This is a genomic window from Burkholderia sp. 22313, from assembly GCF_052045245.1.
Classification (GTDB): domain Bacteria; phylum Pseudomonadota; class Gammaproteobacteria; order Burkholderiales; family Burkholderiaceae; genus Burkholderia.
This window is the reverse complement of record NZ_JBQEON010000008.1, coordinates 152,385-179,048: the sequence shown is the minus strand read 5'-3', so window position 1 is coordinate 179,048 and position 26,664 is coordinate 152,385. Positions and strand designations below refer to the sequence as shown.

Below are 26,664 nucleotides of genomic sequence, written 5' to 3'. Positions count from 1 at the left end.
GTTGCCACCGCTAGGACCTGAACCTAGTGCGTCTACCAATTCCGCCACCTGGGCACGTTTTGCAGTAGCTGCTTGCTGCAAAGAAGCGAAATTATAGCGCCCCAATTATCCGTGTCAACACTTTTTTGCGATGCGCCGCAAACCGGCTGCTGCGGCGCTTGCACGCGGCATTCGCGTCATTTGGTAACACAGGCGGGTGATAGAATGATCCGCCGCCGTCACTATAGAACTGTCGGACGGACACTTCTATGTTGATGCCGTGCACCATCGGTCAACGCAACGAGAACAATCATCGACAAACCCTTGAGCAAATATCCGTACCCCATTCCGAGCCGTGAAGAAATTCTCGGCGTGCTGCGTACGAGCGACGCGCCGCTGGCCGCCAACGACATCGCCGAAGCGCTGTCGATCAAGCGCCAGGAACGCGAGGGGTTCTTCCGGCGTGTCGCCGCGATGGAACGCGACGGCCAGATCCGCCTCGACAAGCGCGGCCACTACCAGCTCACCCATCCGTCGAACTTCGTTGCCGGTCGCGTGCAGGGCCATCGCGACGGCTACGGGTTCGTGATCCGCGACGACGGCCAGGACGATCTGTTCTTGCCGAACGGCGAAATGCAGAAGGTGATGCACAACGACCGCGTGCTCGCGCGGATCGTCGGCTACGATCGCCGCGGCCGCCCGGAAGGACACGTCGTCGAAGTCACCGAACGCGCGAACAAGCGCGTGATCGGCCGCCTGCTCAACGAGAACGGCGCGCTGATCGTCGCCCCCGAAGACAAGCGCATCGGCCACGACATCCTGATCACGCAGAACGTGAAGAAGGCGAAGGTCGGGCAGGTCGTCGTCGTCGAACTGACCGACTTCCCGAGCCGCCATTCGCAACCGCTCGGTCGCGTCGTCGAAGTGCTCGGCGACATCGACGATCCGGGCATGGAAATCGAGATCGCGGTTCGGAAGTACGGCGTGCCGCACGAATTCAGCCAGCCGGCGCTCGACGAAGCCGCCGCGCTGCCGGACAAGGTGCGCCCGGCCGATCTGCGCTTCCGCGTCGATCTGCGCGACGTGCCGCTCGTGACGATCGACGGCGAGGACGCACGCGACTTCGACGATGCCGTGTATTGCGAACCGACCAAGGTCGGCCGCGGCGACGGCTTTCGCCTGATCGTCGCGATCGCCGACGTATCGCACTACGTACAGCCGGGCAGCGGCCTCGATGCCGACGCGCTCGAGCGCAGCACATCCGTTTATTTCCCGCGCCGCGTGATCCCGATGCTGCCGGAAAAGCTGTCGAACGGGCTGTGCTCGCTGAATCCGCAGGTCGATCGTTGCGTGCTCGCGTGCGACATGGTGATTACCACGCGCGGCGAGATCAAGGCGTACCAGTTCTATCCGGCCGTTATCCATTCGGCCGCACGCCTGACGTACACCGAAGTCGCGGCGGTGCTGTCGAACACGAAGGGGCCGGAGGCCGCGCGCCGCGCGGACCTGCTGCCGCACCTGCAAGACCTGTACGGTGTCTACAAGTCGCTGTTCACCGCGCGCCAGAAGCGCGGCGCGATCGACTTCGACACGACCGAGACGTACATCGTCTGCAACTCGCAGGGCAAGATCGAGCAGATCGTGCCGCGTCAGCGCAACGATGCGCACAAGCTGATCGAGGAATGCATGCTGGCCGCGAACGTCTGCGCGGCCGACTTCCTGAAGCGCAACAAGCATCCGGGACTGTACCGCGTGCACGCGGGGCCGACGCCGGAGAAGCTCGAGAACCTGCGCGCGTTCCTGCGCGGCATGGGCCTGTCGCTCGGCGGCGGCGACAAGCCGCATGCGAGCGACTATGCGGCACTGATGGCACAGATTCGCGACCGGCCCGATGCGCAGATGCTGCAGCCGATGCTGTTGCGCTCGATGCAGCAGGCCGTCTACAGCCCGGACAACATCGGCCACTTCGGTCTTGCGTATGAGGCGTATGCGCACTTCACGAGCCCGATCCGCCGCTATCCCGATCTGCTCACGCATCGCGCGATCTACGCGATCCTGTCGGGCAAGAAGTACGCGCCGAAGGCGCCGGAAGGCTTCGAATTGAACACCGCGCTGTCGCCGCGCGCCCGCGCGATGCAGCAAGCCGACGACGAAGCGCGCGGCCGTTCGCGTTCGAACACGGCGATCTGGGAAGAGCTCGGCCTGCACTGTTCGGCGAACGAGCGGCGTGCCGACGAAGCATCGCGCGACGTCGAGGCCTGGCTCAAGTGCTACTTCATGCGCGACAAGCTCGGCGAAGAGTACGGCGGGATGGTGAACGGCGTCACGTCGTTCGGCATCTTCGTGCAGCTCGATACGCTGTTCATCGAAGGGCTCGTGCACGTCACCGAACTCGGCTCGGACTACTTCCAGTACGACGAGATCAAGAACGAGCTGCGCGGCGAACGTACGGGCATCCGTTATCGCCTGTCGGACCGCGTGCGCGTGCAGGTGAGCCGCGTCGATCTCGACGCGCGCAAGATCGACTTCCGCCTCGTGCGCGACACGCCGGTGAAGGCGCCGCGTCCCGCACCGGCGCCGGCTGCTGCCGGTAACGGCAACGATCGCGGTGGCCCGCGCGTGCGCTCGTTGCCGCCGGTCGACGAAGTCGCGCCGCGTCGCAAGAAGGCGGCCAGCGCACCGACGGTCGCGGTGAATGAAGCGCGTGCGGCGCGTGCCGCGAAGAAGACGGGCGGCGCGCCGGCGAAGACGGCCGCGAAGAAGGCCCACGCCCGCAAGAAGTATTGAGCATTCGGGGCGGCGCATGCGCACGCCCTGGCAGTATCGAGAGACGCCGCGTTCTACCGGTCACCGGCCGGCAACGCGGCGCTTTCCTTTTCCATGGATCGCGGCTGCGCGCGTCGCGCGGCCGCACGTTTGATCGAAGGTTGTTCCAGTCATGTCACGTCTGAAGGTTCTTTACGGTTTTCATGCGGTGACCGCACGTTTGCGGCACGATGCGTCGACGGTTGCGGAGGTGCTGTACGACCAGACGCGCCGTGACCGCCGCATGCAGGACTTCCTGCACACCGCGAAGGAAGCGGGCGTGCGGCTGATCGCGGCCGACGAAACGCGCCTGTGGGGCCTCGCGCATACCGAGCGCCATCAAGGCGTCGTCGCGCGCGTCGAGGACGTCCCGCTCGCGCAGAACCTGTCCGAGCTGCTCGACGGCATTCAGGGCTCCCCGTTGCTGCTGGTGCTCGACGGCGTCACGGATCCGCATAACCTCGGCGCATGCCTGCGCGTCGCTGACTCGGCCGGTGCGCATGCGGTGATCGCGCCGCGCGACCGCGCGGTCGGCCTGAACGCGACCGCGGCGAAGGTCGCGAGCGGCGCGGCCGACACGGTGCCGTACATCACGGTGACGAACCTCGCCCGCGCGCTGCGCGAGCTGAAGGAGGCGGGCGTGTGGATCATCGGTACGTCGGACGAAGCGTCGGCGACGCTGTACGACACGAAGCTCGACGGCCCCGTCGCGATCGTGATGGGGGCGGAAGGCGAAGGCATGCGCCGGCTCACGCGCGACACCTGCGACGAAGTGATGAGCATCCCGATGGCCGGCAGTGTGGAAAGCCTGAACGTGTCGGTCGCGAGCGGCGTGTGCCTGTACGAAGCGGTACGGCAGCGGCGCGTGAAGGGCTGAGATCCGCCTTTCACACGGGTTGACGCACGCGGCCTCGCGCGATGGCGGGCCGCAACGACCGAACGACGCGTGCCGCGATTGCGCGCGGCACGCAGCTCCCGGAACTCGCGAACCATGACCCTGTTTCGCCTCGGCGCATCGTGCGCCGTCCTTGGCCTGCTGGCCGCCTGCACGTCGCCGTCGCTCGTCGAGCGCGGTACCTACTACGCCGATACGAGCCTGCCTGCGCGCGGCGCCGATTCGCGCATCCGCTTTCTCGTGATGCATTACACCGAAAGCGACGAAGCGACGTCGCTGCGCACGCTGACGGGCGATTCGGTCAGCGTGCACTACGTCGTGCCGCCGCAACCGCGCAGCGAACACGGGAGGCCGGTCGTCTACCAGCTCGTTCCCGAATCGAAGCGCGCATGGCATGCGGGCGTCAGCGAATGGCAGGGCACGACCGAACTCAATGCGGCGTCGATCGGCATCGAGAACGTGAACCGCGGCCCGCTCGATCCGCAAAACCTCACGTGGCAACCGTATCCGCCCGAACAGGTCGATGCGCTGATCCGTCTGTCGAAGGACATCGTCGCGCGCTATGCCATTGCGCCGACGCGCGTGGTCGGGCATAGCGATATCGCGCCGCAACGCAAGATCGATCCGGGACCGTTGTTCCCGTGGCATGCGCTTGCGCAAGCGGGCGTCGGCGCATGGCCGGACGATGCGACCGTTGCCGCGCGACTCGGCGGTCGCGATCCGCATGCGCTTGTCGACGTGCGCGAACTGCAGTTGAAGCTCGCGTGCTACGGCTACGACGTGCCGACCGACGGCGTGCTCGACGCGCGCACCCGGCGCGTGTTCGCGGCGTTCCAGATGCATTTCCGGCCGTCCGACTATGCGGGCAATCCGGACGCCGGCACCGACGCGATCGCGCAGGCATTGCTCGACAAGTATTTCCCCGGCAAGCTACCCGCGGGCGACGCGTCCGCGGGCGGCGCGCCGTGACCGTCGGCGGGTCCGGCGCCGCCGCAAGCGCAGGCTCACGCGCCGAAAAAGCGCGACCGGTCTTCCGAGTCCGGTAAACTGGCGGTTTTCCGCAATCCCGCTGCATTCTCTTCCATGACTCAAGACGAACTCAAACGCCTGGTCGGCCAGGCGGCCGCCGATTATGTGATCCAGAACGTGCCGGAAGGCGCGGTGATCGGCGTCGGTACCGGCTCGACCGCCAACTGCTTCATCGACGCGCTCGCGGCCGTCAAGACGCGCTATCGCGGCGCGGTGTCGAGCTCGATCGCGACGACCGAGCGCCTGAAATCGCACGGCATCAAGGTGTTCGACCTGAACGAGATCGAGTCGCTGCAGGTGTACGTCGACGGCGCCGACGAGATCGACGCAAGCGGCGCGATGATCAAGGGCGGTGGCGGCGCGCTGACGCGCGAGAAGATCGTCGCGTCGGTGGCCGAGACGTTCGTCTGCATCGCGGATGCCAGCAAGCGCGTGCCGGTGCTCGGCGCGTTCCCGCTGCCGATCGAGGTCGTGCCGATGGCCCGCACGGCGATCGGCCGGCGCGTGACTGCGCTGGGCGGCGTGCCGGTGCTGCGCGTGACGAAGGACGGCGCGCCGTACATCACAGACAACGGCAACGAAATCATCGACGTGAAGGGGCTGCAGATCGCCGATCCGCGCGGTTTCGAAGCGAAGGTGAACGCATGGCCGGGCGTCGTGACGGTTGGCCTGTTCGCCGAACGCGGCGCGAATCTGTGCCTGCTCGGCACGGCCACCGGTGTTGAAACGATCGTTTATCCCGGTTAATCAGAACTGAATGAGAAGCAGTCCGTAATGGCGTCAGGATGCCGTAATGGATTGCATGTTTAAATCTTGTTGAAATCCCGGCCCGGCAAGCGCAGAGCGCTTTCCGGGCTTTTTTTGAAGTCTTATAAATCACCCTTTCTTAAAGAGGGATAACCCTGTCAGGTGTTTACCAGATAGCGAAATATCCCCGAACTCATCAACTTATAGATCATAAGAACAGTCGTAACCAGGGCCGGCGGAACTGCGGAGCAGGTGTTCGCAAATAGACGCACGGGGAGGTGTCATGGAGCAGGGCAAAGACCGGTCACTGGTCGCCAAAGTGATGGATGGGCTTGTCGCGGGTATCGTCGAGGACAAGTACGGCGGCATCTTGCCGCCGCAGGACGTGCTGTCGAAAGAGTTCGATGTGAGTCGTACGGTGATGCGCGAAGCATTATCGATGTTGCTTGCGCGCGACATGCTCGACGTGCGTCCGAAAGTCGGTACGCGCGTTCGACCGATGCGCGACTGGCGCATGATCGACGAAGACGTGGTGAGTTGGCGGTTTCGTGCGAAGCCGGACCCGCAATTCATGCGCGACGTCATCGAATTCCGGATGCTGATCGAACCGCGTGCAACCGCGCAGGCGGCGGTCCGTGCGACGGCCGTCGACATCGCGGGCATTCGCGAGGCGTTCGATGCGTTCAAGGTGTTGCAGCCGGGTGATCCTGGCTACGACACGGCGGACGAGCTGCTGCACACGCGGATCGTCCAGGCGAGCGGCAACCAGTTCTTCCAGCAGATGGCGGCGATCGTGCGCGGCGCGGTGCGGCTCGTGAATCCGCGTGTCGCGCAGAAGGATGGCGCGCACGACATCGCGGTCAAGGCGCATGCGCGTGTCGTCGACGCGATCGAGCGCCGCGATCCGCGCGAAGCCGAAGCGGCGTCGCTCGCGCTGATCGACTTCAGCGCCGACGAGATCTCGCGCGATTTCTCCGTCGACGTGCCGGTGCGCGCCTGACGCTGCACGCGTCGCTTATCCGTGAGCCGGCGAGCCGTTCGGCAAGCCGTTTATCATGACGGCCGGCCGGCAGCGTGTCGGCCACCGTCATGCGACCGACACGGAAGATCCGGATGAACGACCTCGACAACCGCCCGGTGCGCTTCGGCATCGTCGGCGCCGGCAGCATCGCACGCCGTTTCGCGCAAAGCCTCGCTCACGTGCCGGGCGCCGTGCTCGCCGGTGTGTGGGCACGCCGCGCCGACGCGGCAACCGCCTTCTGCGACAGTTGCGGCGGCACGCCTGTCGCCAGCCTCGACGCACTGCTCGCGAGCGACATCGATGCCGTCTATATCGCGACGCTCCACGACAGTCATGCACAGTACGCGCAGGCCGCGCTCGCGGCCGGCAAGGCCGTGCTGTGCGAAAAACCCGCGACGCTGAACGCGGCGCAACTCGACGCCGTGCTGGATGCGGCGCGCGTGGCCGGACGGCTCTTCATGGAAGCGATGAAGCCGCCGTTCTTTCCGCTGTACCGCCAGTTGCGTGCGCATCTGGATGACGATCCGATCGGCGAGATCCGGCTTGTGCGCGCGGGCTGCGCGTCGTCGTCGGTGCCGGCCGATCATTCCGTCTATCGACTCGATCGCGCCGGCGGCGCGCTGCTCGACATCGGGATCTACGAAGCGTTTCTCGCCGTCGACTGGCTCGGCGCGGCACTCGACGTGCAGACACTCGGCCGCGTCGGTGCAACGGGCGTCGACATGTTCGCGAGCCTGAACAGCCGCCACGCGAACGGCGGCATCGCGCAGCTCTTTTGCGGGCTCGACGTGATGGGGCGCGGCGACGCGCTGATCGCGGCGGCGGGCGGCCACGTGACGATCCACGAGAAGTGGTGGAACCCGGCGCGGGCGACGATCCGCTATGCGGACGGACGCACCGTCGAACTCGATGCACCGGTGGACGGCGGCGGCCTGAACTACGAGACCGCGCATTTCTGCGACCTGCTGCGCGCGGGTGAACGCGAGAGCCCGATCATGACGCACGATCATTCGCGACGGATGATCGCGATGACCGACGCGGCACGTGCGGCGCTCGGCGTGCGCTATGCGGGCGAGTAGGGGGCGAATAGCGGGAAAGGAGGGAGGGCGCGCGCCGGGCGCGCATCTGCGGCCCGGTTGACGGCGCGGCGCCGTATGCTCAGTGGCGTGCGGGCAGCGACAGGCGCTTTTCGTACCAGCGCTGGACCCATTCGAGGATCTGGCACAGCACCCAGTAGATGGCCGCGGCGGCCAGGTACAGCGGCAACGGCTGATAGGTCGCCGCGATCACTTCCTGCGCGCTGCGCAGCAGCTCGGTCACGGTAATCACCGAGACGAGCGACGTGTCCTTGATCAGGCTGATCAGGCTGTTCGACAGGCTCGGCACCGCGATACGCAGCGCCTGCGGGCCGATCACGTAGCGCAGCGTCTGCCCCCACGACAGCCCGAGGCTGTACGCGGCCAGCCATTGGCCGCGCGCGATCCCGTTGATCGCGCCACGCATGCTTTCGGACATGTAGGCCGCGACGTTCGCGGACAGTGCGATGACGCCGGCCGGCGTCGGATCGAGCGAAATGCCGAGGCTCGGCAATCCGTAATAGATCACGAAGATCTGCACGAGCAGCGGCGTGCCGCGCATCAGGCTCACGTAGGCGCGCGCGAGCCACGCGAGCGCGTTGACCCAAATGCGTTCGAAGCCTTCGAGCGGTTCGCTTTGCCGGATGCCCATCATCGCGAGCATGACGGCGCCGAGCAGGCCGAACACCATCGACAGCACGGCGAACTTGACGGTCAGGACGGCGCCCTGGGCGAGCACCGGCAGCGATTGGACGAGCAGGGACGTTGTCGACATGGAATGCGAATCGAATGCGTGCGCGAAAGCGCAATCATAAACCGGACCAATAAAACAAAGGGCGGCATCGTTGCGGATGCCGCCCTTTCCTGGCCGCCGTCAGGCGGCAAACAGAGGCGTGCTTACTTGATCGGCTTCGTCACGTCGACGCCGAACCACTTGTCCGAGATCTTCGTGAACGTGCCGTCGGCTTCGAGCTGCGCCATCGCGTCGTCGATCGCCTTCTGGAACTTCGGGTTGCCCTTCTTGAACGGGATGCCCGACGGATTCGCCGAGCCGACGTTCGCGCCCGGGCGCAGCGGCAGCTGGGCGTTCTTCGTCAGATACGCGAGCATCAGGCGGTCGTTCAGCGCCGCGTCGAGACGGCCGGCCGCGAGATCGCGCAGGTACTCGGGCGCGCCCGGGTACGTCTTCACGTCGATGCCGGGCACCGACTTCGCCATGTCCATGTAGTTCGTGCCGAGCGCGACGCCGAGCTTCTTGCCCTTCAGGTCGTCGAGCGACTTGAACTGGCGCGTGTCGTCCTTGCGCTGGATCAGCTGCGCGGACGAGTACGTGTAGGCGGGCGAGAAGTCGAGCGTTTCCTTGCGCTTGTCGGTGATGCCGACCTGGTTGGCGATCACGTCGAACTTGCCGGCCTGCAGGCCCGCGATGATGCCGCTCCATTCGGTCGTGACGAACTCGGCCTTCACGCCGAGCTTCGCAGCCACGGCTTTCGCGATATCGACGTCGAAGCCGACGAGCTCGCCTTGCGGGTTCTTCGAGTTGAACGGCGGGAACGTGCCTTCGAGGCCGACGCGCAGCGTGCCGCGCTGCTTCACCTGGTCGAGAAGGTCGGCCGCGTGCGCGGTGGCGGCGGCGAACGACGTGCCGATCAGGCCGGCAACGAGCAGTTTCTTCAGCAGCGAAATTTTCATCCTGTGAGCTTCCTTGCCCCGACGGGGCTCATGATTCTGACTGTAGCGCCGATCATAGCAAAAATACAATCGATCGCTAAATATCGTTTGTTTATGACTATATTACACGGCGCGGTCGCGCGCGATGGCCTTGACGCATTCGGCAACGAGCGCCGGGCCGCGGTAGATGAAGCCCGTGTACAGCTGGACGAGCGATGCGCCGGCCGCGAGCTTGGCGCGCGCGTCCTCGCCCGAGAAAATGCCGCCGACGCCGATGATCGGCACCGCGCTGCCGACTTCGGCGTGCAGCTTGCGGATCACTTCGTTCGATGCGTCGAACACCGGGCGGCCCGACAGGCCGCCGGCTTCGTCCGCGTGCGGCAGGCCCTGCACGGCTGCGCGCGACAGCGTCGTGTTGGTGGCGATCACCGCTTCGATCTTGTGGCGCAGCAGCGTGTCGCCGATTTCCTTGATCTGTTCGTCGTCGAGATCGGGCGCGATCTTCAGCGCGAGCGGCACGAGCTTGCCGTGCAGGTCGGCGAGGCGCTGCTGCTTGTCCTTCAAGGCGGCGAGCAGCGCGTCGAGTTCACCCGCCCCCTGCAGTTGGCGCAGGTTCTTCGTGTTCGGCGACGAAATGTTGATCGTCACGTAGCTCGCGAACGGATACACGCGCTCGAGGCAGTAGAGATAGTCTTCCGCGGCGCGTTCGATCGGCGTGTCGGCGTTCTTGCCGATGTTCAGGCCGAGGATGCCGCGATAGCGGGCCGCCTGCACGTTCTTCACGAACTGGTCGACGCCGTGGTTGTTGAAGCCCATCCGGTTGATCAGCGCGTCGGCCTGCGGCAGGCGGAACATCCGCGGGCGCGGGTTGCCCGGCTGCGGGCGCGGCGTGACCGTGCCGACCTCGATGAAGCCGAAGCCGAGCGACGCGAGGCCGTCGATCGCCGCGCCGTCCTTGTCGAGCCCGGCCGCGAGGCCGACCGGGTTGCGGAACGTGAGCCCCATCACGGTGCGCGGTGCGTCGGGCACCCGGGCCGACAGCGCGCAGGCAAGGCCCGTGCGGCCGGCCGCGCCGAGCGCGCGCAGCGTGAGGTGGTGAGCGTCTTCCGCATCCATCTTGAACAGGGATGCGCGGGCCAGCGGATAAAGGGAACTGAACACGGGAATTGGGCGGACGGCCGGAATGAATGACAACCCGCTATTTTACCGGGAGTTGCGCGGCACGGGCGCGCTTCGCTTCGCATGCGCTGGCGGTGGCGCTTCTCGTGCGGTGCGGCGGCGCGTGCACGCGCGGAAACGGTGCCCGTTGCAGCGGCGAAACCGCGCTGCGGGACGGCACGTCAGCCTGACCCGGAATGGCCGCCCGGCAGCGGCGCGCGCGCCAGTGCCGCGTCGACCGGCGGCAGGTCGACGCGATCCGGGTCGAGTATCTTCCAGCGCCCGTCGAGCAACCCCTCGAGCGGATGGAAGTTCGCCTTGTAGGCCATCTTCGGGCTCTCGCGGATCCAGTAGCCGAGATACACGTAGGGCAGACCGAGGCTCTTCGCCTGCTCGATCTGCCACAGGATGTTGTACGTGCCGTAGCTCGTGTGCTGGTCGTCGGGCTCGAAGAACGTGTAGACCGACGAGAGTCCGTCGCCGAGGATGTCGATCATGCTGACCATGCGCAACTGGCCGGGCTCGCCGCCCGGCGCGTCGAGATCGCGGAATTCGACGAGGCGCGAATTGATCCGGCTCTGCAGCAGGAACTGCTCGTACTGGTCGCGGCTGTCGCGATCCATGCCGCCGCCCGCGTGGCGCGCGGACTGGTAGCGCATGTAGAGCGCGTAGTGCTCCTCGTCGTAGTGCAGCGGCGAGACCGTCGCGACGAGCGCGCGGTGCCGCTTCCACATCCGGCGCTGCGTGCGCGACGGCGTGAACGCGCCGACCGGCACGCGCACCGGCACGCACGCGCGGCAACCGTCGCAGTACGGGCGATAGGTGAACACGCCCGAGCGCCGGAAGCCGGCCTTCACGAGCTCGGTATAAATGTCGGAATTGATCAGGTGGCTCGGCGTCGCGACTTGCGAGCGCGCGATGCGGCCGTCCAGATAGCTGCACGGATAGGGCGCCGTTGCATAGAATTGCAGCGCCGAAAGCGGTGAAAGCGGCAGCTCAGTCGGGTGAGTCATGGGCAGCTCTCGATGCAGGGAGGGAGTGCCGCGCTAGCGCTCGATCCCGGAGGGGCGCGCCGGTTCGGCTGGGCCCGTCAGCGCGGCGAGCACGCGCTTGTCGAACTGCCAGGGAATCGGCGGTTCGGCTACCGCGCGGCGCACGTGAGCGACAAAGGCCTTGCGTGCGATCTCGCGGCCGCCGAGCGACGCTAGATGCGACGTATTCTGCTGGCAGTCTATCATCTCCAGCCCCTGCTCGCGAAGGTGGGCGACGAGCGTCGCCAGCGCGATCTTCGACGCATCGGTGGCATCCGCGTACATCGACTCGCCGAAGAACATCCGCCCGAACGCGACGCCGTAAAGGCCGCCGACACGGCGCCCGTCATGCCACGTCTCGATGCTGTGCGCGTTGCCGGTGCGGTGGAGCGACGTATAGGCGTCGATGATCTCGGCCGTGATCCACGTGCCGCGCTGCCCGCGCCGCGGCGCCTGCGCGCACGCACGCATCACACCCGGAAAATCGTGGTCGACGCGCACTTCCCATGCGGGATCGCGCAGCACGCGCTTGAGCGTCTTGCGCAGTGACGGGGACACCTTGAATTCGGCCGGCGCGAGGATCATCCGCGGGTCGGGGCTCCACCACAGTACCGGCTGGCCGTCCGAGTACCACGGGAAGATGCCGCGCAGGTAGGCGTCGATCAGGCGCGACGGCAGCAGGTCGGCGCTTGCGGCGAGCAGCCCCGGCGCGCCGGTCGCGGCGCCGAGTGCGCGTTCGACGGGCGGAAACGGATCGTCCGGGTCGAGCCAGGGGACCATGGGGCGCGGGCTCAGCCGTTGCGCAGCGAGCGGAAGATATCGCCGGTATGCACGCCGTAGTCGCCGGCGGCGCGATCGGCGAAGAAGAAGCGCAGGGTCTGGCTGACGGTCGGGAACGCGATTTCGTCCCACGGGATGTCGGCTTCGTCGAACAGCTTGACCTCGAGGCTTTCCTCGCCGGCCTCGTAGGCTGGATCGGTGAGCCGCGCCAGGTAGAACAGGTGGACCTGGTGTACATGCGGCACGTTGAGCAGCGTGAACAGGTTCTGCACCTCGACGCGTGCGCCGGCTTCCTCGAGCGTTTCGCGTGCGGCGGCCTCGGCCGTCGTCTCGCCCATTTCCATGAAGCCCGCCGGCAGCGTCCAGAACCCGTAGCGCGGTTCGATCGCGCGGCGGCACAGCAGGACCTGATCGCCCCAGACCGGCACCGTGCCAACCACGTTACGCGGATTCTGGTAATGGATCGTGCCGCAGTGATCGCAAACGAAGCGCTCGCGGTTGTCACCCGGAGGAATGCGCGCGATGACTTCGTGACCGCAGACGGAGCAGAATTTCATGTCGAGTGGAAGGGACGAGGTGATGCGAGTGTATCACCCGGGCGGGGCATTCTCGAACGCGAGCGCATGGGCACGGCATGCCGGGCGAAGCGCAACGTGCGGTGCGCTGGATCGGGCGCGCAAAACAAAAAGCCCGGCGAGGAGCCGGGCTTTTTGCATCGAATCGGGACGTTGGTTGCGGGGGTAGGATTTGAACCTACGACCTTCGGGTTATGAGCCCGACGAGCTGCCAGACTGCTCCACCCCGCGTCCGTCGAAGAAATAAATTATATGGACTAACCCGAATCCACGCAAGTACTTTCTGACATTCACGCTGCAATCGCGGGTGGGACCCTTGGATGGCCGGTACGGCAGGCGCGTGCGCTAGAATCGAACGGTTTGCTGGTGTCGTTCCTTCCTGCAGCGGCAGCCGTGCGCGATCGCGTCGGTGCCGTTGCAACACTCACTACTGCATCGACGGATTCATGGACATCGCTCACGATCTGCAATCGATCGGCGCGCAGGAACAGGCGCTCGTGTTTCCCCATTTCGACCCGGCGCGCGCGTGGGCGCTCGGCCACCGCATGCATGCGATGGCGACATCGCGCGGCCACGGGATTGCGATCGACATCGTCACGTTCGGCCAGCCGCTGTTCTATGCGGCGCTCGCCGGCGCGACGCCCGACAACGCCGACTGGGTGCGCCGCAAGCGCAACGTCGTCGCGCATTTCCGTCGCAGTTCGTATGCGATCGGCCTGCGCATGCAGCAGGCCGGCGCCACGCTCGCGGACAAGCACGGGCTGCCGATCTCCGACTATGCGCCGCACGGCGGTTCGTTTCCGTTGACCGTCGCGGGCGCCGGCGTGATCGGCTCGGTCACCGCATCGGGGCTGCCGCAGCGCGAGGATCACGAGTTCGTCGTCGAAGCGCTGTGCGCCGAGCTCGGGCAGGACTATGCCGTGCTGGCGCTCGCGAGGAACTGAGCGATGCAGCTTCCGGGTTACGCATGGCTCGCGATCGCGATCGTCGCGGAAGTAATCGGCACGTCCGCGCTGCGCGCGGCGGACGGCTTCACGCGCTTCTGGCCGTCGGTGCTCGTCGTGGCCGGCTACGGCACCGCGTTCTACTGTCTGTCGCTCACGCTGCGCACGATGCCCGTCGGCATCATCTATGCGGTGTGGTCGGGCGCGGGCATCGTGCTGATCACGCTGGTCGCGATGCTGCTCTATCGTCAGGTGCCGGACTTGCCGGCGGTGATCGGTCTCGGGCTGATCGTCGCGGGCGTCGTGGTGCTGAACCTGTTCTCGAAGATGCAGGCGCACTGAACGTGCACCTGCGATATGCCGGATGGCTCACATGACCAATTCCACTTCCGCTTCCGTAGCGGCCGCCGAACCCGACGTGCGCGCGTATGTCGCGAACCGTATCGGCTATCTCGAACTGAACCGGCCGAAGGCACTGAATGCGCTGTCGGTCGGGATGATCCGCCTGATGCAGCAGGCGCTCGATGCGTGGCGCGACGACGCCGGCGTGGTTGCCGTCGTCGTGCACAGTCCGCATCCGCGCGCGTTCTGCGCGGGCGGCGACGTGCGCTTCTTCCACGACGCATGGCAGCGCGGCGATCGCGATGCGGTCGACACGTTCTTCATCGACGAATACACGCTCAACCATACGATCTTCACCTATCCGAAACCGTACATCGCGCTGATGCACGGCGTCGTGATGGGCGGCGGCATGGGGATTTCACAGGCGGCGCGACAGACGGGCGGCCTGCGCGTCGTCACCGACTCGACGAAGATGGCGATGCCCGAAACGCGCATCGGCCTGTTCCCGGACGTCGGGATGAGCTGGTTCCTCGCGCGCGCGCCGGGCGCGCTCGGCCGCTATCTCGCGGTAACCGGCGCGACGCTCGACGCGGCCGGCGCACTGTATGCGCAGCTCGCCGACGTCTACCTCCCCGATGCCGCGCTGCCGGCGCTGCTCGACACGCTGCGCAGTGCGCGCATCGACAGTGGTGCGCAGGCCGTCGCATGCGTCGCCGACGCGGCGACCGCGCACAAGGTCGTGCCGACGCCCGGCACGTCGGCGCTGGCCGACGCGCGCGCCGGAATCGATCGGCATTTCGCACAGCCCGATATCGGCGCGATCCTCGCGTCGCTCGACGCCGAGCAGGATTGCGCGGCCGTCGATGGATGGGTCGAGAAGGCGACCCATGCGATGCGCAATCAGCTGTCGCCGCTGTCGATGGCCGTGTCGCTCGAACTCGTCGAGCGGGCCCGTGCTGCCACGATGGCCGAATGCCTGCGGCGCGATCTCGACCTCACGCGCTCGACGTTCGCGCACGGCGACGTGATCGAAGGCGTGCGCGCGCTGATCGTCGACAAGGATCACCAACCGGCCTGGCGCTTCAAGTCGACCGCCGATCTCGACCGGGCCGACGTGCTCGCGATGTTCGACAGCCCGTGGACGCCCGACACGCATCCGCTGCGCAACCTGAAGGACTGACGCGCCGCGGTATCGACGCGCAAATGAACAGGCCGCCTGCACACACATGCAGGCGGCCTGTTCATTTGCGGATGCCGATTCGGCCTGGCGGCGGCAGGGGCCACGCCGCGCACGCGCGGGTTACGCGTCGTCGCCGGCGTCGTCGGACATGAACGCCCGCATGAACACGAGCGCGCCGAAACCCCAGATCGCGTTCGCCGCGAAACCGGCGGCGAGCACCGGCATCATGTTGCCCGACGGCCAGATCCCGCGCAGCGGGTCGATCGCGAACACGCGGGCGGCCGTCAGCACGATGCCGCCGAATACCAGTGCGCCGATCCATGGCGCTTCGCGATCCGGCGACACGCGCAACAGCCACGCCATCGGAATCGCGCAGCACGCGCTGATCAGCGCGTTCGCGACAAATTCAGGAATGCCGAGCGGCGCGAACGGTTGCGTGGAGAAACCGGCTGCGGCGATCAGGTCGGCCGTGTGCAGCAGCGCGAGCGTCGCTTCGCGAAAGAAGAGGGCGGCCAGGAAGCCGGACAGGAACGGCAGGATGACTTTCTGCATCGATGAGTGCATTGCAGGCGCGGTTGGCCGGGGCTGTCCGCGCGGAGTTATTCGGATGGGTGCGTCATTATAGGGCCCGGCCGACGCGATATTCGCTTGAGCGTCGTGCTAATCACGAAAGCGGAAAACCTAAGCTCAAAAAAATCGTTCCAAAGCCCTGTACCGATCCATAGACTGATTTCCCAGAAACAGCCGTGCCATCGCGTACTCGCCCGCGGCACGGCCTGACCGGCGAGCCATCCCGATTCGATCGCAGACCATGCATGCGTCGCTCATCCGCGACGCGAGCAGGGCCGCGTTTTGTCCAGATTTCGGCAAGAACAGTCAAGCAGGAGCCGCAGATGAATGTTTTCTGGTTTATCCCCACGCACGGCGACAGCCGTTACCTCGGCACCGCCGAAGGCGCGCGTGCCGCGGATTACGATTATTTCAAGCAGATCGCCGTCGCGGCCGACACGCTCGGCTATGACGGCGTGCTACTGCCGACCGGCCGTTCCTGCGAGGATGCGTGGGTCGTCGCGTCGAGCCTGATTCCGGCGACGCGCCGTCTGAAGTTCCTGGTCGCGGTGCGTCCCGGCATCGCATCGCCCGGGCTGGCCGCGCGGATGGCTGCGACCTTCGACCGTCTGTCGGGCGGCCGGCTGCTGATCAACGTCGTGACGGGCGGCGACGCCGCCGAGCTCGAAGGCGACGGGCTGTTCGCCGATCACGATACGCGCTACGAGATCACCGACGATTTTCTGAATATCTGGCGCGGTCTGCTGGCCGCATCGCACGACAACGGCGGCTTCGACTACATCGGCAAGCACCTGCAATCGAAGGGCGGCAAGGCGCTTTATCCGCCGGTGCAGCATCCGCATCCGCCGCTGTGGTTCGGCGGCTCGTCGCCGGCCGCGCATGCGATCGCCGCGGATCATATCGACACGTACCTGACCTGGGGCGAGCCGCCCGAGGCCGTCGCGAAGAAGATCGCCGACATTCGCGCACGCGCGGAATCGCGCGGCCGCAAGATCCGCTTCGGCATCCGCATGCACGTGATCGTGCGCGAGACCGAGGACGAAGCATGGCGGGATGCCGAGCGGCTGATCAGCCGTCTCGACGACGACACGATCGCTCGCGCGCAGAAGGCCTTCGCGAACATGGATTCGGAAGGCCAGCGCCGGATGGCCGCGCTGCACGGCGGCAAGCGCGGCGGCCGAGCGGCGCTCGAGGTGTATCCGAACCTGTGGGCCGGTGTCGGTCTCGTTCGCGGTGGCGCGGGTACGGCGCTCGTGGGCAATCCCGAGCAGGTCGCGGAACGCATGCGCGAATACGCGGATCTCGGCATCGAGACGTTCATCCTGTCCGGCTATCCGCATCTCGAGGAGTCGTACCGTTTTGCCGAGCTCGTGTTCCCGCTGATCAAGGGCACCGGTGCGGAACGGCCGTCCGGGCCGCTGTCGGGCCCGTTCGGCGAGATCGTCGGCAACAACTACCTGCCGAAGGCGAGCCAGAGCTGAACGAAGGAGGGCTGCGATGACAACGAAAACGTCGACGACGGGCGCCGCCGTGGCTGCCCGCGCATGGCACGGTATCGCGCCGTGGCTCGTGCCGCTCGCGCTGCTGGCCGCATGGGAGGTCGGCGCGCGCGCCGGCTGGCTGTCGACCCGCGTGCTGCCCGAGCCGGTGGCGGTCGTGCGCGCCGCGTGGTCGCTCGTGACGTCGGGCGAGATGTGGGCGAACGTGAAGGTGAGCACCTGGCGCGCGCTGTTCGGCTTTCTGATCGGCGGCGGCGTGGGTCTTGTGCTCGGGCTTGCGACCGGCCTGTCGAAAGCGGCGGAAGTCGCGCTCGATTCGACGATCCAGATGATCCGCAACATCCCCGCGCTCGCGATGATTCCGCTCGTGATCCTGTGGTTCGGCATCGACGAGAAGGCGAAGCTGTTCCTCGTCGCGCTCGGTGTGTTCTTCCCCGTCTACATCAACACGTATCACGGGATCCGCTCGGTCGACGCGAACCTGATCGAGATGGCGAAGAGCTACGGCGTGCGCGGCTTCGCGCTGTATCGCGACGTGATCCTGCCCGGCGCATTGCCGTCGATTCTCGTCGGCGTGCGCTTCGCGCTCGGGCTGATGTGGGTGATGCTGATCGTCGCGGAAACGATCTCCGCGCAGTCGGGCATCGGCTACATGACGATGAACGCGCGCGAATTCCTGCAAACCGATGTGGTGGTGGTCGGCATCCTGCTGTATGCGGTGCTCGGCAAGCTGGCCGACGTGCTGGCGAAATGGATCGAGCGCGTCACGCTGCGCTGGCACCCCGCGTATCAATCAGGAGCAACGGCATGAATGCGACGACTTCGGCGGCCGCCTACGGCCCGCTCACCGGCGCAGACCTCGAGGTCGAACTGGCACAGGCACGCGTGACGGACGACGACGCACGCGATGCGGCGATCGTCGATCGGGACGGCGGCGCATCCGTCGTGCCGCTCGCCCGGCGGCGCGCGAGCAGTCCGGCGCAGGACGACGCGGTGACGCTGTCGGGCGTCAGCAAGCGTTTCGGCGCCCGCACCGTGCTCGACAACGTGGAGCTCGGCATCGCGCGCGGCAGCTTCGTCGCGATCGTCGGCCGCAGCGGCTGCGGGAAATCCACGTTGCTGCGGCTCGTCGCGGGACTCGAGACGCCGAGCAGCGGCGCGCTCGCGACGCGCGGCGAGGGCGGCGGCACGCTCGACACGCGGATCATGTACCAGGATGCACGGTTGCTGCCGTGGAAGACCGTGCTGCAGAACGTGATGCTGGGCCTTGGGCGCGGTGCACGCGACCAGGCGCGCGCGGTGCTCGACGAAGTCGGCCTGCTCGAGCGCGCGAACGACTGGCCCGCGCAACTGTCGGGCGGCCAGCGGCAGCGTGTCGCGCTCGCGCGTGCGCTCGTGCATCGGCCGCAACTGTTGCTGCTCGACGAGCCGCTCGGTGCGCTCGATGCGCTGACCCGGATCGAGATGCATGCGCTGATCGAGCGGTTGTGGCGCGAGCATCGGTTCACCGCGCTGCTCGTCACGCACGACGTGCAGGAAGCCGTCGCGCTCGGCGACCGGATCCTGCTGGTCGAGCGGGGGCGTGTCGCGCTGGATCAGCCGGTGCCGCTCGACCGGCCGCGTGCGCGCGCATCGGCCGCGTTCGCGGCGCTGGAGGATCGCGTGCTGCAACGCGTGCTGGCCGGCGGGCCGGGCGGCGCCGATCGGGGTGCGGCGCCTGAGGCCGATCACGTACGGCCGGTCGGGCAGATTCGCTGGGCCGTTTAACGTCGGGCGGCACCCGCCGCCCGTTCTCAGACTATTTCTTTGGAGCGATCAACCCGATGAGCATCACTGCAATCAACGTGCGTAACCAGTTCAAAGGCAAGGTGAAGGAGATCATTCGCGGGCCGGTGGTGTCCGAGGTCGACGTCGAGACGCCGTTCGGCATCGTCACGTCGGTGATCACGACGCGTTCGGTCGACGAGCTCGAACTGAAGGTCGGCGCGGAAGTCGTCGCGCTCGTGAAGTCCACCGAAGTGTCGATCGCGCGCCTCTAAGCGTGTTCCCGGTGCCGGTACGTCGAAGGGGGCTTTCAGCCCGTTCACGGCGGCCGGCATGGTCGTCGCGCGTTAGGGCCTGTTCACGCTAATAGCGGGCTTGCGCTGGCCCCACGAATGATTTTCTTCCAAACAGGGGAACGGTATTCGGCATCCGGACGAAGTGCTAGGATGGAACGACACCGACGCCGGAGGCCAACGCATGACCCCCATCCTTTCTCCCGAAGCCATTGAGGCGCTGAAGTGGATCGACCAGTTCGGCGACAGCCGGCCGGTTCCCGCTGCGTTCGACGACGTCGTCTATGCGTTGCTGAACGAAGGGCTGATCTACCAGGCGGCTGCCGACCGCGTCGACCTGACCTCGGACGGCAAATCCGTATTGTCCAACGAATACGATTGAGCGCACGGCGCCGGCCGCCGAGGCGGCCCGGCGCTGCGTCGCCACGGAGCGAGCGATGGAACCGAGAGGCAGCGATCTCGGCGATTTCAGCGAGCCGTACCGCGGCTTCGAGATCGAGGTGAAGACCGAGCAGGTGTGGGACGGCGAGCATGCGCACTACCGCGTGCTGCAAGGCGCGACCGTGCGGATCGACTGGCGGCTCGTCAAGGTCGACGGGATGCTGCTGACCGAACGGCGCGTGATCGAGCGCGTGCTCGACGAGGCACGGCGGGCCATCGACGCCGAACTGGGCGAGGGCGGGCCGGTCTAGTCAGGCTGCCGGGCCGGCCTGGTCGCGTTGCGGTAAAATGCCGGGTTGTTTCCCGCGCCGCTTGCTGCCCCGAATTCCATGTCCGCACCGTCCTCGCTTCCTCCTCGCCGCGTCTCCGTGGCGCCCATGCTCGACTGGACCGACCGTCATTGCCGCTCGTTTCATCGCACGCTGACGCGCGACACGTGGCTGTATACGGAAATGATCACGACGGGCGCGCTGCTGTTCGGCGACGCGCAGCGGCATCTTGCATTCACGCCAAACGAATCGCCGGTCGCGCTGCAGTTGGGCGGCAGCGAACCGGACGATCTCGCGCGCGCCGCGAAACTGGGTGAGCAGTGGGGCTATGACGAGATCAACCTGAACTGCGGCTGTCCGTCCGAGCGTGTGCAGCGCGGTGCGTTCGGCGCGTGCCTGATGAACGAGCCGCAGCTCGTCGCCGATTGCGTGAAGGCGATGCGCGATGCGGTGTCGGTGCCGGTCACGGTCAAGCACCGGATCGGGGTCGACGCGGTCGAGGATTATGCGTTCGTGCGGGACTTCGTCGGCAAGATCGCCGAGGCGGGCTGCGAGACCTTCGTCGTGCACGCGCGCAATGCGATCCTGAAGGGATTGTCACCGAAGGAAAACCGCGAGATCCCGCCGCTCAAGTACGACTATGCGTATCAGTTGAAGCGCGATTTTCCGTCGCTGGAGATCGTGATCAACGGCGGGATCAAGACGCTCGATGAAGTCGCGCAGCATCTCGAGCATGTCGACGGCGTGATGCTCGGTCGCGAGGCTTATCACAACCCGTATGTGCTCGCGGGTGTCGATGCGCGCTTCTATGGCTCGGCCGCGGCGGTGCCGACGCGCGAAGAGGCCGAGGCGCAACTGATCGAGTACTGCGCGGCGGAACTGAAGCGCGGCACCTATCTCGGCGCGATCGTGCGGCATGCGCTCGGGCTCTATCGTGGCGTCGCGGGTGCGCGTGGCTGGCGTCGTGTGCTGTCGGACAACAAGAAGCTCGCGCGTGGCGATCTGGCCGTGTTCGACGAGGCGCGTGCGCATCTGAACGACGCTCTCGAAAATTTTGAAAAAAATGCTTTGCAAGACGGAAAAGTCTTCGTATAATCTTGTTCTTCGCTGCTGAACACGAAACGAAACAGCGAAGAACAAAGCAGTATCAGTGGTGGCTGTAGCTCAGTTGGTAGAGTCCAGGATTGTGATTCCTGTCGTCGTGGGTTCGAGTCCCATCAGCCACCCCACCGAATGCATTAACAAAACAGGCGCTTAGGCGCCTGTTTTGCTTTGCGCGGAAAACTTGAAGCAATCGCCTCAATTCAGACCGCGTCATTTCCCGAGCATTCTGCTCGCAATCCCTCCACCCATTTCACCTCAGTCGATCGGCGCAGTCTCGATACTGCAATCGAGTGACTAGTCGCGTCATTCCAGCATTAACGGCCTATCAATACTGCATTTGCGCTTGCGGGCCTGCACTGCAAAGCGCCCGGACCTGCGACGTCCCGCGCCCTCAAATTGGCGGAATAGGCCAGCGACTTGGCGGGAATCGCCGTGTTTGACATTCTTTCATTGATGTAATGTAACGACTTCCTCGTGCCCTCAGCTGTGCAGGGCCGTTCGGTCCCGACGACCCGGAAAGCGTCGGGACATTTTTTGCCGGTGGCACTATCGAGGAATCGGAACAGCAGCAAGCGTCAAAGCGAACTGCGCAATGACCACGGCATGCCGCGTACCATCGCACATCGCACGCGATTCACGTTCACCCCGTCGTAGAAATACCGTGACTGCCGCACTTTCCCGGCCGCCATCACGCAACGGATGTGCTCCTCACGTGCCGGAAAATCGAATCGTCACCCTGCGCGGCGCGACACGCCCGATTCCGCGCAATCGACGCGTCGTATCCGTCACTCGCCGCAATAGCGCAGCAGCATATCCGCCTCTGTTTCATGCACCTCGACCGGCAGGCGGGTCGCACCCGCATGCGCGAGATAGCGCGCGCGATGCTGGCCGTTGCGGAACGACGCGACACCGACCTTCGACAGTCCCGGGATGCCGAGCAGCGTCCGCATTCTGGTTTCGCGAAACGTGATGAACGGCATGTCGGGAATCCTGGCTTCGGCCGGATCGAGAAAGTCGCGGATGCCCGCGGCCTTGCCGGGCGCCCAGTACAGAACCGACGGCAGCACATAGTCGGTCGTGTCGCGGTCGGCGCATGCGAGCAGTTTCGTCAAGTCGACCGTCACGACGCGATGCCGCGAGTCGTCGGATGCGAATACCCGCTTGAGATGCGTATAGGCATACGCGGTGTGCCCCGGAAGCTGGATGATCCAGACGTCGATGCCGTCAAGTTGTGCCCGGGCGAGTGTCATTGTTTCCTTGGTCGCGCAGCGATTTTCGTGGCCGGAGTGTAGCAGCGTGACCGCAACTGCGGAGCAGGCGAGTACCCGGAATGGAACCGGCGAAATCACGTGCAAAAAACACGGCGCAGAGTCGGTCACGGCGCGAGTACCGGGTGGATGTAGCCATCGATTTTCAAGCGCAGTCGACAGGTTTCGAGAATATCGCGATACTGCCTGCCGGAATAATGCGCGATCAGGAATTCACACAAGATTCACGCAGCGCGTGAAGCCGTGAAGCCGTGAAGCCGTGAAGCCGTGAAGCCGTGCAAGCGTCGAGCATCATAAGAACCGAGAGGGCGGATTGACCGGAGAAAATCATGTCGACGGAATTTGACATCGAATATCTCGATTACCGTTTCACCGCGACGCTCGAAGCTCGGGAAACCGGTCGGGTGGGCGTGGTCGACTGGCAACTGGATTCTCTTTCGCGAGGCAAGACCTTCGCGTGGGCCGTGTTCGACCGTTTTCTGAAACGTAACGACTTCGTCGACGAGGACGACGCGCGCGCACACATCGTCGACTGGCTGGAGCAATGGGTTAGCCCGCAGCGCGCGCCGCTCGTTGAAATCACGGCGCAGAACGCGGCCGTAGCCGGTGCGGCGGGTGCCGCCGGCGCGGTGGCCAGCGAGACTTCCGCCGCGGAAATCGTCCGTGAGGTCGTGGTTGAAGTCGCCAGCGATCTCGACTGGATCGACATGATCGCCGGCTGGTGGTCGGATGGCCCGGCATAGCATCGAGCCGACGTGGTCTCGAAGCGAGTTATATCGACCGTCAAATATCGTTTCGCGGAATTATGAAAAAATCGGCGACCCAAGGGAAAGCAGAATCGCGCCATTTTGCCAATAACCGCGACATGCTGGAGGCCGGCGAGCGATTTAAAAAACGCCTGCACAAATCGAACAATCCAGACTCGAAGCATGAAAGGAAGCGCGCTGCCGATTGCCGGCGCGATGGTCGCTGCCACGCGTCTGGCAGGATGGGCCGCGGCGCACGTGTGCTTTCCCGTTGCAAGGGTGAGTTGCCGCACAGATGGTTGCACGGGCCACGGTCACAATCTGACCGGTTGGCCGTTCTACCCCGGCCCGGTCAACCGTTTCCCCGCTCGCTCGCTCGCGCAGGAGCGGGGGCTTTTTGCCCGTGCGACGCAGGCACGCCGCGTCGGCGGAACCGGACAGGCGTTCGGCAGGCGGCGTCGCGCGCCCCGAACCGTTCGCCTGATCCGCATGAATCGCTTTCCTCGTGCCTGAGCGATCGCTTGGGCCCATCGCCGGTTACGGCCGGCGATGCCTTGATCCCGGCGGCGCACCGTCGCGCTGCCGGGATGCCTTTTGTATCGAACCCGCCAGGGGCCGATCGCGCGCGATGCGCGTGTCAGCCGGATCAGCCTGCCTGCTCGACACTGGTTTCCCAGCCGTCGTATTCGCCGCCGAGCGAGCGCACTTCGCGGTTGATCGCGAGCGTGTGGCGCGTGACGTCGGCCAGCGCCATCGTGCCTTCGTGTGCAAACCGCACGGCCGATTTGCCGTCCTCGGTCGGCGCGACCGATTCGACCAGATAGCCTCTCGACTCGGCCCAGTCGGCGAACTGATGTGCGTCGCTCGGTTCCGGGAAATAGGCCCAGTGCATCACGCGCCGGCTCGTGTCGCTCACGTCGCCTTTCTGCCGCAACGCGTCGAGCACGCGCATGTCGCGCATCAGTTGCCAGTCGTCGTCGGTCGGGTAGAGCGTGCGCCAGTACGTTTCCTTGTCCGGGTCGTCCTGATACGCGTACTGAAGCGCGTAGGTCGTCTGTTCGGCCAGCGAGTCGACGATCTCGGCCGCGGCTTCTTCGTCGAACGGCACGTAGAACAGGAAATCCTGGTTGCCGTCGACGGTGACGCGGCCGACCTGCACGCCGTTTTTCGCGATGACCGCCGCGTCCAGCAGATCCTCGATCTTCGTGAGATCGGCGAACTCGTCGCCGCTCGGCAGGCCGTCGGGCGTCGGATGCGCAAGTGCGACACGCACGCTGAGCAGCGACGTGCGAGGATCGTTCTCGGCGACTTCCGCAAAGCTGTGATTGAAGCTGATGAAAGCCTGATGGTCGCCCATTCTGGCAGGGAAGGTTCCCCAGGCGTCGGTCATGTGTTTCTCCCGTGCACGATTGTCTGTTGACGGTTGCAAAGCGTCCCAATGTATCATCGAAAATCGCGTTGGCGCGAAGCGCGCTATACGATCGCGCGCCTGGCGTGCCCGGTGGCGGCCGAATTCGCGTGCGATCGCGTCATCGTCGGGTTCCATCGTCAGGCGTGCACCCGGCCGCAATCATTTCGAAGGAGATGTCGATGTCGATGTTCGCGGTGAATGGTGTTCGAATCGATGTACTGAGCGCGCGCGTGACACACGTGCGCTGGGCGGCCGTCAATCCGGCGGACCGGTCGTGGGCGGCGACGCCGAGCGAGGCGTCGGTCGCCGACGTGGCGCGCGCGCTTGCGTCCGGCAACGAAGTTCACGCCGTGTTCGACGAAGCGGACGGCACGGCGGTGGGGCCGAGGCTGAAGCGCGTGCGGTATCGCGACGCGTCGGAAGGGATCGAACTCGACATCGACGCGACGAACGAGTCGCGCACGTTGCGTGATCTTCCGCAGATCTGAGCGGCGATCGATGCGCGCTCCTCGTGCCGATCACGACCGAATCCCGCACCCGCGCACGACACCATGCCCCGACACACCATCGCTCCGTTGGCGGCAGCATTCTGCCTGACCCTCGCTGCCTGTCAGACCGAATCCGTGCCGCCGTCGCCCGAGAGCGCTTCGGCAACGGTGCCGGCATCGTCCGTGGCGACGCCGATCCGTGGCATCGGCGTCGCGCCGCACCTCGCGGGGCAGAGTCACTGGGCGGTCGGTCAATGCACATCAAACGGCGCCGTCAAGGTGTGCAATTGATGCGTGGGTCCGAAGCGTTGAGCGACGCAAGCGAGAAGCGCACGTAGCCGTCCGGCCTGTCGATCCTGTCGACGGTCCGGGGACTCGCGCGTTATCGGCGACGCTGCCGGTCGACAGCCGAAGTGGCAGGCGCAAGGCGGTCATCTGCGCGGTGCCGGCCGGTCGGTCGCCAACGAATCAAAAAATCTCGGCACGCGTGTCGATTTCCGTCTAGTTCGTCCGTCGTAGCGTCGGAGGCGTGCGCATCGTGCGTCCGTCCCGTTTTCCGACACGACAACCGATTGAAGGAGCGACACCCATGGCCATGTCCGTCAAACCGATCCCGGAAGGGATGCGCACGCTGACGCCCCATCTGATCTGCGCCGGCGCCGCCGCCGCCATCGACTTCTACCGGCGCGCGTTCAACGCGATCGAACGGTTTCGCCTGCCGACGCCCGACGGCAGGCTCGCGCACGCGTGTCTCGCCATCGGCGATTCGACACTGATGCTCGTGGACGAAATGCCGGAGCATGGCGCTCTCGGACCGAAGACGTTGAAAGGCACGCCGGTCTGCCTGCACCTGTTCGTACCGGACACGGATGTGGCGATCGCGCAGGCGGTTGCAGCCGGCGCGACCGTCACGATGCCGGCCGCCGACATGTTCTGGGGCGATCGCTACGGACAGGTCGAGGATCCGTTCGGCCATCGCTGGTCGATCGCGACCCACCAGCGCGACCTGACGCCCGAACAGATCGCGGCAGCGATGGCGAGCGCGCCGCCATGCGGCGGCTGACCGAATCGGGCTCATCCTTCGGTTGAACGCGGCGGACGACTGCCGCCACGCCAGCGTGTGACGGTGCGCGAGTCGTTCACGCTCGCGAGCCGGCTGCGTTGCCGCGCTGCGTGCCCTCGGACATCGCCTGTCGATCAGGCGTCGTGTGCCGACGGGGGCATCGTTCGACGCGGCAAGCGGCCGGCTCGTGCGTTGCTGCCGGGCGCAAATCGATGCCTGGCGGCTCAAGCCGTCCGATCCGGTGCCGTAAACAGGGCGAGATCAATTGTTCATCTATCGCCCCATGATTCGAATTCTGTACGCGGGATATCTCGCGTTTGCGCTGTACCTGCTCTACCCGATGGTCCAGAACACGTTGAACTTCAGCACGGACTGCGTGCTCGGCGCGCTGCCGGGCGGCACGCACGATCACCCGAAGCCTTCGGCGAGCGATGCGCCCGCGAACGCGAGCCGATGTGGCGCCGCCGCGCAAATCGCGGAGCGATCGCCCGAGATCCACTGATTCCGCTGCGGGC

At 65.8% G+C, this 26,664-nt stretch carries 30 protein-coding genes and 2 tRNA genes; 22 read left to right on the top strand and 10 right to left on the bottom strand.

Annotation, left to right across the window (positions count from 1 at the left end):
* Window positions 1-303: 303 nt before the first annotated feature.
* The 6 genes from rnr (at window position 304) to ACTJKF_RS09490 (ending at window position 7,555) form a co-directional block, all read left to right on the top strand.
* On the top strand, window positions 304-2,766 hold the full coding sequence (rnr, locus tag ACTJKF_RS09515; protein ID WP_440623305.1) for a ribonuclease R: 2,463 nt from the start codon (window positions 304-306) through the stop codon (window positions 2,764-2,766).
* Between the two features lie 151 nt (window positions 2,767-2,917).
* Complete coding sequence (gene rlmB, locus ACTJKF_RS09510; RefSeq protein WP_440623304.1) at window positions 2,918-3,661, top strand: 23S rRNA (guanosine(2251)-2'-O)-methyltransferase RlmB; 744 nt, start codon at window positions 2,918-2,920, stop codon at window positions 3,659-3,661.
* 114 nt (window positions 3,662-3,775) lie between these two features.
* Window positions 3,776-4,648: an N-acetylmuramoyl-L-alanine amidase gene (locus tag ACTJKF_RS09505; protein WP_440623303.1), complete on the top strand. Its 873-nt coding sequence runs from the start codon at window positions 3,776-3,778 to the stop codon at window positions 4,646-4,648.
* A 114-nt stretch (window positions 4,649-4,762) separates the two neighbouring features.
* The gene (gene rpiA / locus ACTJKF_RS09500) at window positions 4,763-5,455 is read left to right on the top strand and encodes a ribose-5-phosphate isomerase RpiA (protein ID WP_440623302.1); all 693 of its coding nucleotides are present in this window, start codon (window positions 4,763-4,765) and stop codon (window positions 5,453-5,455) included.
* Window positions 5,456-5,738: 283 nt separating this feature from the next.
* A complete protein-coding gene (locus ACTJKF_RS09495; protein WP_440623301.1) occupies window positions 5,739-6,455 on the top strand; it encodes a FadR/GntR family transcriptional regulator in 717 nt (238 codons plus the stop codon).
* A 113-nt stretch (window positions 6,456-6,568) separates the two neighbouring features.
* The gene (locus ACTJKF_RS09490) at window positions 6,569-7,555 is read left to right on the top strand and encodes a Gfo/Idh/MocA family protein (protein WP_440623300.1); all 987 of its coding nucleotides are present in this window, start codon (window positions 6,569-6,571) and stop codon (window positions 7,553-7,555) included.
* Window positions 7,556-7,634: 79 nt separating this feature from the next.
* Here the strand turns inward: ACTJKF_RS09490 and ACTJKF_RS09485 are convergent, their stop codons facing one another.
* From ACTJKF_RS09485 to ACTJKF_RS09455, 7 genes are all read right to left on the bottom strand, one after another.
* Complete coding sequence (locus tag ACTJKF_RS09485) at window positions 7,635-8,327, bottom strand: amino acid ABC transporter permease (protein WP_334041182.1); 693 nt, start codon at window positions 8,325-8,327, stop codon at window positions 7,635-7,637.
* 122 nt (window positions 8,328-8,449) lie between these two features.
* On the bottom strand, window positions 8,450-9,244 hold the full coding sequence (locus ACTJKF_RS09480; protein WP_440623299.1) for a cystine ABC transporter substrate-binding protein: 795 nt from the start codon (window positions 9,242-9,244) through the stop codon (window positions 8,450-8,452).
* Between the two features lie 102 nt (window positions 9,245-9,346).
* Complete coding sequence (locus ACTJKF_RS09475; protein ID WP_440623298.1) at window positions 9,347-10,384, bottom strand: quinone-dependent dihydroorotate dehydrogenase; 1,038 nt, start codon at window positions 10,382-10,384, stop codon at window positions 9,347-9,349.
* A 179-nt stretch (window positions 10,385-10,563) separates the two neighbouring features.
* A complete protein-coding gene (locus ACTJKF_RS09470; RefSeq protein WP_440623297.1) occupies window positions 10,564-11,394 on the bottom strand; it encodes an arginyltransferase in 831 nt (276 codons plus the stop codon).
* 33 nt (window positions 11,395-11,427) lie between these two features.
* Window positions 11,428-12,192 carry a leucyl/phenylalanyl-tRNA--protein transferase gene (gene aat, locus ACTJKF_RS09465; protein WP_440623296.1) on the bottom strand — a complete coding sequence of 255 codons (765 nt, stop codon included), beginning with the start codon at window positions 12,190-12,192 and terminating at the stop codon, window positions 11,428-11,430.
* 11 nt (window positions 12,193-12,203) lie between these two features.
* Window positions 12,204-12,749 carry an NUDIX hydrolase gene (locus tag ACTJKF_RS09460; protein ID WP_440623295.1) on the bottom strand — a complete coding sequence of 182 codons (546 nt, stop codon included), beginning with the start codon at window positions 12,747-12,749 and terminating at the stop codon, window positions 12,204-12,206.
* Between the two features lie 172 nt (window positions 12,750-12,921).
* Window positions 12,922-12,998 (bottom strand) — tRNA-Met (locus ACTJKF_RS09455).
* A 215-nt stretch (window positions 12,999-13,213) separates the two neighbouring features.
* On the opposite strand from ACTJKF_RS09455, the gene ACTJKF_RS09450 reads away from it, so the two are divergent.
* The 3 genes from ACTJKF_RS09450 to ACTJKF_RS09440 are packed head-to-tail and all read left to right on the top strand — an operon-like array spanning window position 13,214 to window position 15,233.
* Window positions 13,214-13,711, top strand: a complete 498-nt coding sequence (locus tag ACTJKF_RS09450; RefSeq protein WP_440623294.1) for a heme-degrading domain-containing protein — start codon at window positions 13,214-13,216, stop codon at window positions 13,709-13,711.
* Window positions 13,712-13,714: 3 nt separating this feature from the next.
* Entirely contained in the window at window positions 13,715-14,053 is a 339-nt protein-coding gene (locus tag ACTJKF_RS09445; RefSeq protein WP_440623293.1) for a DMT family transporter, read from the top strand.
* 31 nt (window positions 14,054-14,084) lie between these two features.
* On the top strand, window positions 14,085-15,233 hold the full coding sequence (locus tag ACTJKF_RS09440) for an enoyl-CoA hydratase/isomerase family protein (protein ID WP_440623292.1): 1,149 nt from the start codon (window positions 14,085-14,087) through the stop codon (window positions 15,231-15,233).
* 120 nt (window positions 15,234-15,353) lie between these two features.
* On the opposite strand, the gene ACTJKF_RS09435 is transcribed toward ACTJKF_RS09440, so the two are convergent.
* The gene (locus ACTJKF_RS09435; RefSeq protein ID WP_440623291.1) at window positions 15,354-15,785 is read right to left on the bottom strand and encodes a hypothetical protein; all 432 of its coding nucleotides are present in this window, start codon (window positions 15,783-15,785) and stop codon (window positions 15,354-15,356) included.
* Window positions 15,786-16,126: 341 nt separating this feature from the next.
* Here ACTJKF_RS09435 and ssuD point away from each other — a divergent pair, with 341 nt between their 5' ends.
* The 8 genes from ssuD (at window position 16,127) to ACTJKF_RS09395 (ending at window position 21,298) form a co-directional block, all read left to right on the top strand.
* A complete protein-coding gene (gene ssuD / locus ACTJKF_RS09430; RefSeq protein WP_440623290.1) occupies window positions 16,127-17,284 on the top strand; it encodes an FMNH2-dependent alkanesulfonate monooxygenase in 1,158 nt (385 codons plus the stop codon).
* Window positions 17,285-17,300: 16 nt separating this feature from the next.
* A complete protein-coding gene (ssuC, locus tag ACTJKF_RS09425; RefSeq protein WP_440623289.1) occupies window positions 17,301-18,113 on the top strand; it encodes an aliphatic sulfonate ABC transporter permease SsuC in 813 nt (270 codons plus the stop codon).
* On the top strand, window positions 18,110-19,069 hold the full coding sequence (locus ACTJKF_RS09420; protein WP_440623288.1) for an ATP-binding cassette domain-containing protein: 960 nt from the start codon (window positions 18,110-18,112) through the stop codon (window positions 19,067-19,069). The genes ssuC and ACTJKF_RS09420 overlap by 4 nt, the downstream gene beginning before the upstream one ends.
* Window positions 19,070-19,125: 56 nt before the next feature.
* Window positions 19,126-19,341, top strand: a complete 216-nt coding sequence (locus ACTJKF_RS09415; protein ID WP_006400187.1) for a TOBE domain-containing protein — start codon at window positions 19,126-19,128, stop codon at window positions 19,339-19,341.
* A gap of 202 nt (window positions 19,342-19,543) precedes the next feature.
* A complete protein-coding gene (locus tag ACTJKF_RS09410; protein WP_440623287.1) occupies window positions 19,544-19,741 on the top strand; it encodes a hypothetical protein in 198 nt (65 codons plus the stop codon).
* A gap of 55 nt (window positions 19,742-19,796) precedes the next feature.
* Window positions 19,797-20,051, top strand: a complete 255-nt coding sequence (locus tag ACTJKF_RS09405; protein ID WP_440623286.1) for a hypothetical protein — start codon at window positions 19,797-19,799, stop codon at window positions 20,049-20,051.
* A 126-nt stretch (window positions 20,052-20,177) separates the two neighbouring features.
* Window positions 20,178-21,164, top strand: coding sequence for a tRNA dihydrouridine(20/20a) synthase DusA (gene dusA, locus ACTJKF_RS09400; RefSeq protein WP_440623285.1), 987 nt, complete (start codon window positions 20,178-20,180; stop codon window positions 21,162-21,164).
* Window positions 21,165-21,222: 58 nt separating this feature from the next.
* Window positions 21,223-21,298, top strand: a tRNA-His gene (locus ACTJKF_RS09395).
* Window positions 21,299-21,958: 660 nt separating this feature from the next.
* On the opposite strand, the gene ACTJKF_RS09390 is transcribed toward ACTJKF_RS09395, so the two are convergent.
* Window positions 21,959-22,423: a plasmid fertility inhibition factor family protein gene (locus ACTJKF_RS09390; protein WP_440623284.1), complete on the bottom strand. Its 465-nt coding sequence runs from the start codon at window positions 22,421-22,423 to the stop codon at window positions 21,959-21,961.
* 347 nt (window positions 22,424-22,770) lie between these two features.
* On the opposite strand from ACTJKF_RS09390, the gene ACTJKF_RS09385 reads away from it, so the two are divergent.
* Window positions 22,771-23,184: a hypothetical protein gene (locus tag ACTJKF_RS09385; protein ID WP_440623283.1), complete on the top strand. Its 414-nt coding sequence runs from the start codon at window positions 22,771-22,773 to the stop codon at window positions 23,182-23,184.
* A 649-nt stretch (window positions 23,185-23,833) separates the two neighbouring features.
* Here ACTJKF_RS09385 and ACTJKF_RS09380 read toward each other — a convergent pair.
* Window positions 23,834-24,577 (bottom strand): DUF695 domain-containing protein, encoded by a 744-nt coding sequence (locus ACTJKF_RS09380; protein ID WP_440623282.1) that lies wholly within the window; start codon window positions 24,575-24,577, stop codon window positions 23,834-23,836.
* Between the two features lie 200 nt (window positions 24,578-24,777).
* Here ACTJKF_RS09380 and ACTJKF_RS09375 point away from each other — a divergent pair, with 200 nt between their 5' ends.
* From ACTJKF_RS09375 to ACTJKF_RS09360, 4 genes are all read left to right on the top strand, one after another.
* On the top strand, window positions 24,778-25,086 hold the full coding sequence (locus tag ACTJKF_RS09375) for a phosphatidylserine/phosphatidylglycerophosphate/cardiolipin synthase (protein WP_440623281.1): 309 nt from the start codon (window positions 24,778-24,780) through the stop codon (window positions 25,084-25,086).
* 63 nt (window positions 25,087-25,149) lie between these two features.
* On the top strand, window positions 25,150-25,377 hold the full coding sequence (locus ACTJKF_RS09370; protein WP_440623280.1) for a hypothetical protein: 228 nt from the start codon (window positions 25,150-25,152) through the stop codon (window positions 25,375-25,377).
* A 298-nt stretch (window positions 25,378-25,675) separates the two neighbouring features.
* Window positions 25,676-26,149: a VOC family protein gene (locus ACTJKF_RS09365; protein WP_440623279.1), complete on the top strand. Its 474-nt coding sequence runs from the start codon at window positions 25,676-25,678 to the stop codon at window positions 26,147-26,149.
* Between the two features lie 283 nt (window positions 26,150-26,432).
* Window positions 26,433-26,651, top strand: coding sequence for a hypothetical protein (locus ACTJKF_RS09360; RefSeq protein ID WP_440623278.1), 219 nt, complete (start codon window positions 26,433-26,435; stop codon window positions 26,649-26,651).
* The last annotated feature ends 13 nt before the right edge of the window (window positions 26,652-26,664 follow it).

Coding starts and splice junctions, on each gene's coding strand:
- rlmB (WP_440623304.1), top strand. CDS start 2,918: ATGTCACGTCTGAAGGTTCTTTACGGTTTTCATGCGGTGACCGCACGT.
- ACTJKF_RS09505 (WP_440623303.1), top strand. CDS start 3,776: ATGACCCTGTTTCGCCTCGGCGCATCGTGCGCCGTCCTTGGCCTGCTG.
- rpiA (WP_440623302.1), top strand. CDS start 4,763: ATGACTCAAGACGAACTCAAACGCCTGGTCGGCCAGGCGGCCGCCGAT.
- ACTJKF_RS09495 (WP_440623301.1), top strand. CDS start 5,739: ATGGAGCAGGGCAAAGACCGGTCACTGGTCGCCAAAGTGATGGATGGG.
- ACTJKF_RS09490 (WP_440623300.1), top strand. CDS start 6,569: ATGAACGACCTCGACAACCGCCCGGTGCGCTTCGGCATCGTCGGCGCC.
- ACTJKF_RS09485 (WP_334041182.1), bottom strand. CDS start 8,327: ATGTCGACAACGTCCCTGCTCGTCCAATCGCTGCCGGTGCTCGCCCAG.
- ACTJKF_RS09480 (WP_440623299.1), bottom strand. CDS start 9,244: ATGAAAATTTCGCTGCTGAAGAAACTGCTCGTTGCCGGCCTGATCGGC.
- ACTJKF_RS09470 (WP_440623297.1), bottom strand. CDS start 11,394: ATGACTCACCCGACTGAGCTGCCGCTTTCACCGCTTTCGGCGCTGCAA.
- aat (WP_440623296.1), bottom strand. CDS start 12,192: ATGGTCCCCTGGCTCGACCCGGACGATCCGTTTCCGCCCGTCGAACGC.
- ACTJKF_RS09460 (WP_440623295.1), bottom strand. CDS start 12,749: ATGAAATTCTGCTCCGTCTGCGGTCACGAAGTCATCGCGCGCATTCCT.
- ACTJKF_RS09450 (WP_440623294.1), top strand. CDS start 13,214: ATGGACATCGCTCACGATCTGCAATCGATCGGCGCGCAGGAACAGGCG.
- ACTJKF_RS09445 (WP_440623293.1), top strand. CDS start 13,715: ATGCAGCTTCCGGGTTACGCATGGCTCGCGATCGCGATCGTCGCGGAA.
- ACTJKF_RS09440 (WP_440623292.1), top strand. CDS start 14,085: ATGACCAATTCCACTTCCGCTTCCGTAGCGGCCGCCGAACCCGACGTG.
- ACTJKF_RS09435 (WP_440623291.1), bottom strand. CDS start 15,785: ATGCAGAAAGTCATCCTGCCGTTCCTGTCCGGCTTCCTGGCCGCCCTC.
- ssuD (WP_440623290.1), top strand. CDS start 16,127: ATGAATGTTTTCTGGTTTATCCCCACGCACGGCGACAGCCGTTACCTC.
- ssuC (WP_440623289.1), top strand. CDS start 17,301: ATGACAACGAAAACGTCGACGACGGGCGCCGCCGTGGCTGCCCGCGCA.
- ACTJKF_RS09420 (WP_440623288.1), top strand. CDS start 18,110: ATGAATGCGACGACTTCGGCGGCCGCCTACGGCCCGCTCACCGGCGCA.
- ACTJKF_RS09415 (WP_006400187.1), top strand. CDS start 19,126: ATGAGCATCACTGCAATCAACGTGCGTAACCAGTTCAAAGGCAAGGTG.
- ACTJKF_RS09410 (WP_440623287.1), top strand. CDS start 19,544: ATGACCCCCATCCTTTCTCCCGAAGCCATTGAGGCGCTGAAGTGGATC.
- ACTJKF_RS09405 (WP_440623286.1), top strand. CDS start 19,797: ATGGAACCGAGAGGCAGCGATCTCGGCGATTTCAGCGAGCCGTACCGC.
- dusA (WP_440623285.1), top strand. CDS start 20,178: ATGCTCGACTGGACCGACCGTCATTGCCGCTCGTTTCATCGCACGCTG.
- ACTJKF_RS09390 (WP_440623284.1), bottom strand. CDS start 22,423: ATGACACTCGCCCGGGCACAACTTGACGGCATCGACGTCTGGATCATC.
- ACTJKF_RS09385 (WP_440623283.1), top strand. CDS start 22,771: ATGTCGACGGAATTTGACATCGAATATCTCGATTACCGTTTCACCGCG.
- ACTJKF_RS09380 (WP_440623282.1), bottom strand. CDS start 24,577: ATGACCGACGCCTGGGGAACCTTCCCTGCCAGAATGGGCGACCATCAG.
- ACTJKF_RS09375 (WP_440623281.1), top strand. CDS start 24,778: ATGTCGATGTTCGCGGTGAATGGTGTTCGAATCGATGTACTGAGCGCG.
- ACTJKF_RS09370 (WP_440623280.1), top strand. CDS start 25,150: ATGCCCCGACACACCATCGCTCCGTTGGCGGCAGCATTCTGCCTGACC.
- ACTJKF_RS09365 (WP_440623279.1), top strand. CDS start 25,676: ATGGCCATGTCCGTCAAACCGATCCCGGAAGGGATGCGCACGCTGACG.
- ACTJKF_RS09360 (WP_440623278.1), top strand. CDS start 26,433: ATGATTCGAATTCTGTACGCGGGATATCTCGCGTTTGCGCTGTACCTG.